The 10,996-nt window shown below is 71.6% G+C and carries 11 protein-coding genes; all 11 read left to right on the top strand.

Annotation, left to right across the window (positions count from 1 at the left end; all coding sequences use genetic code 11):
- The first annotated feature begins 15 nt into the window (after positions 1–15).
- The 11 genes from ftsW to ACIPN7_RS23970 all read left to right on the top strand — a co-directional run bounded on the left by ftsW (position 16) and on the right by ACIPN7_RS23970 (position 10,967).
- Positions 16–1,263: a putative lipid II flippase FtsW gene (gene ftsW, locus ACIPN7_RS24020; protein ID WP_400548376.1), complete on the top strand. Its 1,248-nt coding sequence runs from the start codon at positions 16–18 to the stop codon at positions 1,261–1,263.
- Between the two features lie 93 nt (positions 1,264–1,356).
- Positions 1,357–2,511, top strand: a complete 1,155-nt coding sequence (murG, locus tag ACIPN7_RS24015; RefSeq protein ID WP_400548373.1) for an undecaprenyldiphospho-muramoylpentapeptide beta-N-acetylglucosaminyltransferase — start codon at positions 1,357–1,359, stop codon at positions 2,509–2,511.
- Positions 2,508–4,010, top strand: a complete 1,503-nt coding sequence (gene murC / locus ACIPN7_RS24010; protein ID WP_400548370.1) for a UDP-N-acetylmuramate--L-alanine ligase — start codon at positions 2,508–2,510, stop codon at positions 4,008–4,010. Before murG ends, murC begins: the two co-directional genes overlap by 4 nt.
- A complete protein-coding gene (locus ACIPN7_RS24005; protein WP_400548367.1) occupies positions 4,010–5,023 on the top strand; it encodes a cell division protein FtsQ/DivIB in 1,014 nt (337 codons plus the stop codon). The genes murC and ACIPN7_RS24005 overlap by 1 nt, the downstream gene beginning before the upstream one ends.
- A gap of 238 nt (positions 5,024–5,261) precedes the next feature.
- Positions 5,262–6,602: a cell division protein FtsZ gene (gene ftsZ / locus ACIPN7_RS24000; protein WP_400548364.1), complete on the top strand. Its 1,341-nt coding sequence runs from the start codon at positions 5,262–5,264 to the stop codon at positions 6,600–6,602.
- 22 nt (positions 6,603–6,624) lie between these two features.
- Entirely contained in the window at positions 6,625–7,419 is a 795-nt protein-coding gene (gene pgeF / locus ACIPN7_RS23995; RefSeq protein WP_400548361.1) for a peptidoglycan editing factor PgeF, read from the top strand.
- Between the two features lie 270 nt (positions 7,420–7,689).
- Positions 7,690–8,160 carry a cell division protein SepF gene (locus tag ACIPN7_RS23990; protein WP_182614681.1) on the top strand — a complete coding sequence of 157 codons (471 nt, stop codon included), beginning with the start codon at positions 7,690–7,692 and terminating at the stop codon, positions 8,158–8,160.
- A 123-nt stretch (positions 8,161–8,283) separates the two neighbouring features.
- Entirely contained in the window at positions 8,284–8,580 is a 297-nt protein-coding gene (locus ACIPN7_RS23985) for a YggT family protein (protein ID WP_400548357.1), read from the top strand.
- Between the two features lie 264 nt (positions 8,581–8,844).
- The gene (locus ACIPN7_RS23980) at positions 8,845–9,486 is read left to right on the top strand and encodes a DivIVA domain-containing protein (protein ID WP_020016671.1); all 642 of its coding nucleotides are present in this window, start codon (positions 8,845–8,847) and stop codon (positions 9,484–9,486) included.
- 198 nt (positions 9,487–9,684) lie between these two features.
- Entirely contained in the window at positions 9,685–10,152 is a 468-nt protein-coding gene (locus tag ACIPN7_RS23975; protein ID WP_036966460.1) for a TraR/DksA C4-type zinc finger protein, read from the top strand.
- A 308-nt stretch (positions 10,153–10,460) separates the two neighbouring features.
- Positions 10,461–10,967 carry a hypothetical protein gene (locus tag ACIPN7_RS23970; protein ID WP_377237124.1) on the top strand — a complete coding sequence of 169 codons (507 nt, stop codon included), beginning with the start codon at positions 10,461–10,463 and terminating at the stop codon, positions 10,965–10,967.
- The last annotated feature ends 29 nt before the right edge of the window (positions 10,968–10,996 follow it).

Genomic DNA, 10,996 nt, shown 5'->3' with positions numbered 1-10,996 from the left:
GGGAGGGGGCAGGGGATGGCCACGACGACCACGAGCCGCAAGGCACCCGACCGCAAGGCACCCGACCGCCCGTGGCTCGGTCAGTGGAACGCGACGGTGACCAGCTACTACCTCCTGGTGGGTACCACCGGCCTGCTGACCGTGATCGGCCTGATCATGGTGCTCTCCAGCTCGACGGTGACCTCCATCGCGGAGGGCCAGTCACCGTACGCGGCGTTCCTGGTCCAGGCGCAATACGCCCTGATGGGCCTGCCCGTGCTGCTGGTCGCCGCCCACCTGCCGATCCGTTGGTACAAGCGGCTCGCGCTGCCCGCCCTCCTGGTCGCGCTCACCCTGCTCGTCGCGGTGATCTTCCTGGGCTCCATCCGCAACGGCCAGCAGAACTGGCTGGAGCTCGGCCCGTTCTCGTTCCAGCCCTCGGAGCTGGCCAAGCTCGCGCTCGCGGTCTGGCTCGGCACCGTGCTGGGCCGCAAGCAGGCACTGCTCGGGAGCTGGTCGCACTCGATCCTGCCCGCGGTGCCCGGCGCCGTCGCCGTCATGGGCCTGGTGCTCGCCGGAGGCGACCTCGGCACGGCCCTGGTGATGGGCCTGCTCGTGGCCGGCGCCTTCCTGGTCGCGGGCGTGCCCCTGTCGCTGATGGGGCTCGGCAGCGCCCTGGCGGCGTTCGTGGTCGGGTACGTCTTCATCCTGCAGCAGGGGTCGGGGGACCGGCTCCAGCGCATCATCGCGACCTACGGCGCCGAGTGCGACGAGACCTCGGAGTGCTACCAGTCCTTGCACGGCCTGTTCGGCCTGGGCACCGGCGGCCTGTGGGGCGTGGGCCTGGGCGGCAGCCGCGAGAAGTGGAACTACCTGCCCGAGGCGCACAACGACTTCATCTTCGCCGTGATCGGCGAGGAGCTCGGCCTGTTCGGCACGGTGCTGGTCCTGGCGCTGTTTGCCGTGCTGGGCCTGGCGATGAGCCGCGTGATCCAGCGGCACAAGGACCCGTTCGTCAAGGTGACCACGGCCGCCGTCGGCTGCTGGATCGTGGGCCAGGCGTTCGTGAACATCGGCGTGGTCATCGGGGTGCTGCCGGTGATCGGCGTGCCGCTGCCGCTGGTGTCCGCCGGCGGCTCGGCGCTGATCACCACGATGGCCGCGCTCGGGATGGTCATATCGTTCGCCCGGACGGAGCCGGGGGCTGCCAAGGCACTCGCTGCACGCGGTAGCGTCGTCCGCAAGTCACTGGCCGTGCTGGGCGGCGCGGTCCGGAGACGGTAGAAATGTGCACGGCGGCCTGATCTGTGACCAGATCCTGCACGGCAGGCCGCGTCGCGATCGATTCGCCCGGGCCCGGGCGACGACGAGAAGGTGATGATGAGCTCAGCAGTTGTGTCGGTGGTGCTTGCCGGAGGCGGCACCGCGGGACACGTGAACCCCCTGCTCGCGGTGGCCGACGAGGTGCGGCGCCGGGAGCCCGGCGCGCGCGTGCTCGCGCTCGGCACCACCACCGGCCTGGAGGCCGACCTCGTGCCGTCGCGCGGCTACGAGCTGCGCCCGATCCCGCGCGTGCCGCTGCCGCGCCGCCCCAGCCCCGAGCTGCTGCGGCTGCCCGGCCGGCTGACGGCCGCCGTGCGCGCCGCGGAGGACGCGATCGACGAGATCGGCGCGCAGGCCGTGATCGGCTTCGGCGGGTACGTCGCCACCCCGGCCTACCTCGCGGCCAAGCGCAAGGGTGTGCCCATCGTGATCCACGAGCAGAACGCCCGGCCGGGCCTCGCCAACCGGCTCGGCGCCCGGTGGGCGTCGCGGGTGGGCGTCACCTTCGCCGGCACGCCGCTGCGCGGCGGCATCCTCACGGGCCTGCCGCTGCGGCAGGCCATCGCGGGCCTGGTCCAGGCGCGCGAGGCCGACGCCGCGGGCGTGCGCGCCCGGGCCGCCGCCGAGCTCGGCCTCGACCCCGCGCTGCCGACCCTCGTGGTCACGGGGGGCTCGCTGGGCGCCCAGAGCCTGAACCGTGCCGTCTCGGGCGCCGCCGCCCAGATCCTCGCGGCGGGCGCGCAGGTGCTGCACCTGACGGGCAAGGGCAAGGCCGACGAGGTGCGTGAAACCGTGGCCGGCGTGGACGCCGCGCGCTACCAGGTGCGCGAGTACCTCGAGCAGATGGAGCACGCCTACGCCGTCGCCGACCTCGTCGTCTGCCGCTCCGGCGCCGGCTCCGTCGCCGAGCTGGCCGCGCTGGGCGTCCCCGCCGTCTACGTGCCGCTGCCGATCGGCAACGGCGAGCAGCGGCTGAACGCCGCCCCGCTGGTCGAGGCCGGTGGCGGCCTCCTGGTGGACGACGCCGACGTCACGCCCGCCTGGGTGGCCCAGAACGTTCCCACGCTGCTCGCGGACCGCGAGCGGCTCGGTGTCATGGCGAAGGCCGCGGGGTCGGCCGGCACCAGCGACGGCGCGGCACGTGTCGTCGATCTCGTCGAGCAAGCCGTACGGTCAGCAGGTACCGACACCACGGAGGTCAGGTCATGAGCACCACGGTCACGGATCAGATGGCGGATCAGGTCGCGAAGCTCGGCCGCGTCCACATGATCGGCATCGGCGGGGCGGGCATGTCCGTCGTCGCCCGGCTGCTCGCCGGGCGCGGGGTGTCGGTGCAGGGCTCCGACGCCGCCGAGTCGGACACCCTCGCGGCCCTGCGCGCCGAGGGCGTCCAGGTGTGGGTCGGTCATGACCCGGCCCACCTGAGCGGTGTGGACACCGTGGTGATCTCCAGCGCGGTGCACGAGGACAACCCGGAGCTCTCCGCCGCCCGGTCCCGCCGTCTCAACGTGTTGCACCGCTCGCAGGCCCTGGCCGCGCTGATGGAGGGGTCGCGCGGCGTCGCCGTCGCCGGCGCGCACGGCAAGACGACCACCTCGGCCATGGTCGCCACCATCCTGCGCGAGGCGGGGCTGGACCCGTCGTACGCGATCGGCAGCACGGTGCGCACCGCCAACGGCTCGACGCCGGGCGGCCACCTGGGCTCGTCCGACGTGCTCGTGGCGGAGGCCGACGAGTCGGACGGCTCGTTCCTCAACTACACGCCGACCATCGCTGTGGTGACCAACGTCGAGGCCGACCACCTGGACCACTACGGCACCCCGGAGGCGTTCAACGGCGCGTTCATCCGGTTCGCGCGCCGCCTGGTGCCCGAGGGCTGGCTCATCGCCTGCGCCGACGACGAGGGCTCGCTGTCCGTGGGTGCCACGATCTGCGCCACCGGTGGCCACGTCATCACCTACGGCACCAACGACACGGCCCGCGTGCGGGTCACCGACATCTCCACGACGCCGGAGGGCACCACTGCCGTGCTGCGCGGCGACGTGCTGGGCACCAACGAGCAGGTGGCCGACGGCGCCGGCGTGTCCGGCACCGTGCCTGGCATCCCGATGCGCCTGTCGGTCCCCGGCAAGCACAACGTGCTCAACGCGACGGCCGCCGTCATCGCGTCGGTGCTGCTGGGCGTGCCCGCCGAGCAGGCGGTCGCCGGGGTCGAGGCATTCGTCGGCACGGGCCGCCGCTTCGAGGAGAAGGGCCGGGCCGACGGCGTACGCGTCGTCGACGACTACGCCCACCACCCCACGGAGATCAAGGCCGTGCTGACCGCTGCCCGCGAGATCGCCGACGGCGGCCGCGTGCTCGTGCTGTTCCAGCCGCACCTGTACTCGCGCACCAAGACGTTCGCCGACCGGTTCGCGCAGGAGCTGTCCGCCGCCGACGAGGTGGTGGTCACGGACATCTACGGGGCGCGCGAGGAGCTCGACCCGACGGTCACGCCGAACACGATCGTCGACCTCATGACCGACCACGGCGCCGCCTACGCGGTGCCGGACCGCCTCGACGCCGCGCACGTGATCGCCGACCTCGCCCGGCCGGGCGACGTGGTGCTCACGGTGGGCGCCGGCGACGTCACCCAGCTCGGACCTGCCGTCCTGGCGCGCCTCGCGGGCCGCGTGGCGACCGGTACGCCGGGGCTGGGCGAGGACTGATGCGCCCGCCCGCGCGCCCTCGCGCCGCGGGCACGGCACGGCCGCGCCCGGCGGACCAGGGCGCGGCCGCACAGGACCAGGCCCGGGAGGACCGGACCGCGGCCGGGCCGCGGCCGGGCCCGGCGCGCTCGGCTCGGCCGCGGCAGGCCGAGGAGCGCCGGACCGACGAGCACCAGGCCGAGCAGCGCGAGGCCCAGCCGGCCCGGCCCCGCGCGCAGGCTGCTCGCCCCGAGGCCGGCCGCGCGCCGTCGTCGGAGGGCCGGCCCGGCGTGGTCTCGGACCAGCTCGCCGACCGCCTCGCGGAGCGCACCGCGATGGCGCGCTACCGCGTGTGGCGCCGGATCGGCTGGACCGCGTTGGTGGTCGCGGTGGCGGCGGGCCTCGGGTGGGCGACGTTCTTCTCGCCGTTGTTCGCGCTCGACGCGGAGCAGGTCCGGGTCACGGGGGAGGGCACCACGGTCGACGTCGGCGAGGTGCGCGAGGCCGTGACGGGCGAGGCGGGCGTGCCGCTGCCGCGCCTGGACACCGTGGGCCTGCGCGAGGAGATCCTCGCGATGAACGCGGTGAAGAACGTGCGGATCACGCGGGCCTGGCCGGACGGGCTCACGGTGGAGCTCACCTCGCGCGAGCCGGTCGCCGCGGTGCCGCAGCCGGGCGACGTGTACGCCCTGATGGACGCCGAGGGCGTCCGCGTCGCGACCGCCGAGGAGGTACCCGAGGGCCTGCCCTCGATCGTGACCTCGCTGTCCGACGCCGGGGCCGGCCGCCGTGCCCTGGACGCGGCCCTCGCGGTGCTCGGCGCGTTGCCGCCGAAGCTGGCGGCCGACATCACGACGGTGAGCGCGGCCACGCAGGACGACGTGCGGACCACGCTGTCCGACGGGCGCGTGATCCTGTGGGGGAGCGGCGCGGACGTGCCGCTCAAGACGAAGGTCGCGCAGACGCTGCTGCGGGCGGAGCCCACGGCGACCACCGTCGACGTGTCGTCGCCCGGACTGCCGGTCACGCACTGACCAGGTCACCTGCCGAGCGGGTCGCGCACCGACTCACGCACCGACCAGGAATAACATCGCTGTGATTTCTCGCGTGCATCGTTGCGCGACACGCGCAACGATGTCTTCGACACACCCCGGCGGCGCACCTACCGTCGAACTCAGCAGCAACCTGACATAACTCTAACCCTCTACCTCAACCTGAGACTTTGGGAGGGATGAGAGTCGGGACTCGGGACCCGAATCGAAAGGCGACGACGTGGCAACTCCGCAGAACTACCTGGCAGTAATCAAGGTGGTCGGTATCGGCGGCGGTGGTGTGAACGCCGTCAACCGCATGATCGAGGTCGGCCTCAAGGGCGTCGAGTTCATCGCGATCAACACCGACGCGCAGGCACTCCTGATGTCGGACGCCGACGTCAAGCTCGACGTCGGGCGCGAGCTCACGCGCGGCCTCGGCGCCGGCGCGGACCCCGAGGTCGGCAAGAAGGCCGCCGAGGACCACGCCGAGGAGATCGAGGACGTCCTGCGCGGCGCCGACATGGTCTTCGTCACCGCGGGCGAGGGCGGTGGCACCGGTACGGGCGGTGCCCCGGTCGTGGCACGCATCGCGCGCTCGCTCGGCGCGCTGACCGTCGGCGTGGTGACGCGCCCGTTCACGTTCGAGGGCCGGCGCCGCGCGGTCCAGGCCGAGAGCGGCATCGAGAACCTCCGCGACGAGGTCGACACGCTGATCGTGATCCCGAACGACCGGCTCCTGTCGATGTCCGACCGGAACGTGTCCGCCATCGCGGCGTTCCACTCGGCGGACCAGGTGCTGCACTCCGGCGTGCAGGGCATCACCGACCTCATCACCACGCCCGGCCTGATCAACCTGGACTTCGCCGACGTGAAGTCGGTCATGCAGGGTGCGGGCTCGGCGCTCATGGGCATCGGCTCGGCGCGCGGCGAGGACCGCGCGGTGCAGGCCGCCGAGCTGGCGATCTCGTCGCCGCTGCTCGAGGCCTCGATCGACGGCGCGCACGGCGTGCTGCTCTCGATCCAGGGTGGCAGCGACCTCGGACTGTTCGAGGTGCACGAGGCTGCGCGCCTGGTGCAGGAGGCCGCGCACCCGGAGGCGAACATCATCTTCGGTACGGTGATCGACGACGCGCTGGGCGACGAGGTGCGGGTCACCGTCATCGCGGCCGGCTTCGACGGCGGCCTGCCCAAGGAGCGCAAGGACAACCGGGCGCTCGGCCAGGTCGCCGGTGCGGTCGGCGCGGGCTCGCGCAGCCCCGCGACGGCTCCGGTCCCGCTGCCCGACGTGTCGGACGCCGCTCGTCGCGCGCCCGAGTACACCGGGGTGAACGGCATGCCGCCGTCGGTGCCGCCGGCGCACCAGCCCGCGCCTGTCTCGACGCTGCCGCGCGTGATCGACGACGAGGGCTCGGACGACGTGCCGCGCACGCTGGACGAGCCGGCGGTCGTGGTGCAGGGCTCGTTCAACCGGCAGGACGTGAACCGCGAGCAGGGCGAGCGCGTCGAGGTCCCGCCGCTGTACGACGAGAACCCGCGCCGTACGGCGGAGGACCTGGACGTCCCCGACTTCCTGAAGTGACCGGCCGGGTAACCTCACACCCGTGAGCGAAACCCGGACTCTTGCAGGCGTGCACCCCGTCGACCTGGGCGACGGGGTGCACGCCTTCTTCACGTCCAGCGCGGGCGGCGTCTCGCCCGCTCCGTGGGCGGCGGCGGACGGCGGCGGCGGCCTCAACCTGGGCCTGAACGTGTCCGACGACGACGCGCGGGTCGCCGTCAACCGGTCCCGTGCCGCCGAGCGCCTCGGCGCGCCGGTCGCGTTCGCCACCCAGGTGCACGGTGACGCGGTGCTGGAGCTCGGCGCGGCCGAGCGCGCGCTGTGGGCCGCACCCCGGCCGCCGGCCTCTGTGGGGGAGGGCGACGCGCTCGTCACCTCCGAGCGCGGGCTGGGCCTCGGGGTGCTGGTCGCGGACTGCGTCCCGGTGCTGCTCGCCGACCCGGTCGCCCGGGTGGTCGCCGTCGCGCACGCCGGGCGCAAGGGGGTGCTGGCCGGCGTGGTGCACCGGGCGCTGGACTCGCTGGTCGCCCGGGGCGCGGACCCCGCGCGCGTGCGCGCCGCCGTCGGGCCCGCGGTGTGCGGGCGGTGCTACGAGGTGCCCGCCGCGATGCGCGACGAGGTGGCCGCCGCCGTACCGGAGACCTTCGCGACCACGAGCGACGGCACGCCGGGCCTCGACCTGCCCGCCGGTGTTGTCGCCCAGCTCGCCGCCCGGGGAGTGGCGGCGACGCGGGTCGAGCGCTGCACGCGGGAGGACCCCGAGCTGTTCTCGCACCGCCGGGCGAGCGTGACCGGCGTCACGACCGGCCGTCAGGCGGGCGTCGTGGCGCTGTTCTGAGTCGCTGTGGCGGATTCCGGCCAGATCCGCGACACGCCGATCACAGTGCCCTGACCTGCGAAATCACACGGATGTCGTTTTTAGCGAGCAATCGCTGAACAACTTTGGCAAAGTTGTTCGTGGCACGGCGTGTCGCACTTCCGGGTCGGATTGCGCCGGGCTACTTTTGTCAAGACGACCTCGGTCGGAGGTCAAGGTCGGACCTGTTGTACGGGCCCGCTGGGACACAGACAGAAGGACGCACAGCAGGCGACGAACGGAGAGTGAGCGATGGCCGGAGCGCTTCGCAAGACCATGCTGTATCTGGGCCTCGCCGACGATCAGGGCGAGCAGGAGTACCTCGACGAGTACGACGAGGGCCTGGAGGAGAACGTGGAGGACCACCGACACGCGCAGGTCACGCCGCTGCACCGCGATGGCGTGCCCCACCAGGCGCTCTCCACCGGGGAGCTGCGCCGCATCACGACCGTGCACCCGCGCTCGTACAACGACGCACGGAGCATCGGCGAGGCTTTCCGCGCCGGCACTCCCGTCATCATGAACCTCTCCGACATGGACGACGCCGACGCGAAGCGCCTGGTCGACTTCTCGGCCGGCCTCATCTTCGGTCTGCACGGCTCGATCGAGCGGGTGACCAACAAGGTCTTCCTGCTCTCTCCCGAGCACGTGGAGATCGCGGCCGAGGAGCAGGTCGCCACCGAGAAGCCGAACGGACGCGGCGGCTTCTACAACCAGAGCTGATCACCACGAGACCTGAGCGGGGGGCGGTCGCCACACGGCGAACGTCCCCCGCTCATGTCTGTTCCCGCACCGCATCCGCGCAGGTTCATGGGATCCGGGGTGCGAACACGTTAAGTTGTGCGTGTGACTCTGATCCTGCAGTTCATCGGCTTCCTGCTGTGGCTCTTCATCCTGTTCCTCATTGGACGGCTGATCTTCGACTGGGTGCAGTTCTTTGCCCGGGACTGGCGGCCGCGTGGTGTTCTGCTCGTGGTCGCCGAGGCGGTCTACACGGTCACGGACCCGCCGCTGCGGTTCCTGCGCCGGCTGATCCCGCCGCTGCGGCTGGGCCAGATCCAGCTCGACCTGGCCTTCATCGTCCTGTTCTTCGGCGTCTCGATCCTCTCCCAGCTCGTCGGTTCCTGGGCCAGGATGCTCTGACGCCACCGAAAAAGTGGTGGAGATGTGCCGGTTCTTGTCGGGGTGGCGCACGATTCATCGAGGTGAGGCACAAGAACATTGACCGATGCATGGATCCGGGCTGGGGTGACACGGCACACTCTGTGAGGAAATCGTGCCCGGGGGTGCTCCCGGTGTCCCGGGCCGATGTCGTCCGCTACCGTGGGCTTCGGCGAAGGGCGCGCCGCTTGCTAGCGCCGACGTCCGAGTTCAGCGTTCCTACGTTCTAACTTTCGAGGTGACACGATGGCACTGCTTACAGCAGAGGACATCCTCAACAAGAAGTTCTCCGCGACGAAGTTCCGCGAGGGCTACGACGTCGAGGAGGTCGACGACTTCCTCGACGAGGTCGTGCGGACGCTGACCAACGTCCAGGAGGAGAACGAAGGCCTGCGGCAGAAGGTCGCGGCCGCCGAGCGGCGCATCGCGGAGCTGTCGCGCAGCGACGCCGCCGCCCCCGCTCGCGCGCAGGCCGCGCCGGTCGCGGCGCCCGTCATGCCGACCGGCCCTGCCGGCCCCAAGGGCAACGGCCCGGAGCCCGAGTCGGCGACCGGCATGCTCCAGCTGGCCCAGAAGCTGCACGACGACTACGTGCGCTCCGGCCAGGAGGAGGGCGACCGCCTCATCACGGAGGCCAAGACCGAGGGTGCGCGGATCGTGCGCGACGCCGAGGAGACGTCGCACCGCACGCTCTCCCAGCTCGAGCAGGAGCGTTCGCTGCTGGAGCGCAAGATCGACGAGCTGCGCCTGTTCGAGCGCGACTACCGCACGCGCCTGAAGAGCTTCCTGCAGAACCTGCTGGGCGACCTGGACGCGCGGGGCTCGGCCCTGCCGCCGCGGAACAACCAGCAGTCCGGCCGGCCGGCCGAGATGGCCCAGGGCATCTGACGGCGATCTGACAGCAGAGCACTGCTCGACACGCACGGCGGCCCGGACGTCCCCACCTCACGTCCGGCCGCCGTGCGAGTTGTGCGGCACACGCTCATCATGGGGGCGCGCCACAACGGCGCGCCCCGTTGTGCGTCTGGCCGCTTGTGCTTACGCTTCGTGCACTTGACCACCGGGGGCGACCGCGAAGGGGAACCCATGACCAAGATCTCGACTGCGACGCGAGCGGCGATCAAGCAGGAGTTCCCGAACCTGACACGAGACGTGAAGAAGTTTCCCGTCCGTGACGGTGAAGAACCCTGGACCGTCCGTGAGGCGGAGGAGCTGGCCGCGCTGCTCCTCGAGGACAAGGAGCGGCTGGAGCGCGAGCTGCACGTCGCCGACCGTGAGCTGTCGGACCTGCTCCGCAACTCGGGTGACGGCGCCGGCGACGACCAGGCCGACTACGGCTCGAGCGCCCTGGAGCGCGAGCAGGAGCTGACGCTCGTCAACAACATGCGTGACCTCCTGGACCAGACGAACCACGCGCTCGACCGGATCCGGAAGGGCACCTACGCCACGTGCGAGCTCACGGACCTGCCGATCGGCAAGGCTCGGCTGCAGGCTTTCCCGAGGGCCACGCTGTCGGTCGAGGCGAAGGCGCGCGAGGAGCGCCGCGGGGCCTGAGCGGCCGGCGTGACGACGAGGCCGCGCCGGACCTTGCACTGGATCCTGCACCGGATATCAACGCTGTGATGTCTGAGTTACGTGCATACCTGATGCATTGCCATGGAGTTCGATCCTGGAATGTCGCATTTCCTTCTCCAGGCGCCCCGTGCGGCACGTCACGTTCCGATTGACAGGGTGAATTTCACCCCGGATGCTCGTCCAGGTGAATCACACACGTGTGGTTCACCGCTATTTCGACGGACGCTATTCGAGGGGGAAACACAATGATCCGAGGATTCCGTGCAACGTGTCGTGCGGGTGCGGCCGTGGCAATGTCGGCCGGTCTGGTCGTCGCCGCGGCGACGGGCGCCAGCGCGCTGACCCAGGGCGACTCGCCCGAGGCGCACGTGATCAGCTCGGCCGAGACCAGCGAGGTGCTCGGCGGGATCGACGGTGCCGTCGGCGTCGTCGGTGCCGACGGTGCGCTCGACGTGCTCGGTGCGACCCAGAACGCGGAGCTCCCCGAGGGGATCGACGGCGTGATGGTCCCCGAGGAGGTCGCCACGGCTGGTGACGTCGTCGAGATCGGTGGCGACGGCAGCTTCAACGCCCTGAACAACGTCTGCGTCGCTCCCTGGTACTGGGAGGGTCCGGGCAACGTGGGCAGCACCGCGAACCTGACCGACTACATGGCCTGCGACGACGGCGACGCCGTCATCGGTGGCGACGGCTCGGTCAACGTCCTGAACAACGTGTGCGTCGCGCCGTGGCACTGGGACGGCCCGCTGAACCTGTTCCAGACCGGCAACGTGACCGGCTACGCCGCTTGCTGACGCTCTGACGTCAATGGACTGTCGCCGCG

The sequence above is a fragment of the Promicromonospora sp. NPDC090134 genome (assembly GCF_044746965.1).
Taxonomy (GTDB): domain Bacteria; phylum Actinomycetota; class Actinomycetes; order Actinomycetales; family Cellulomonadaceae; genus Promicromonospora.
The sequence above is the reverse complement of the archived record's forward strand: the minus strand, read 5'-3'. Positions and strand labels throughout refer to the sequence as shown.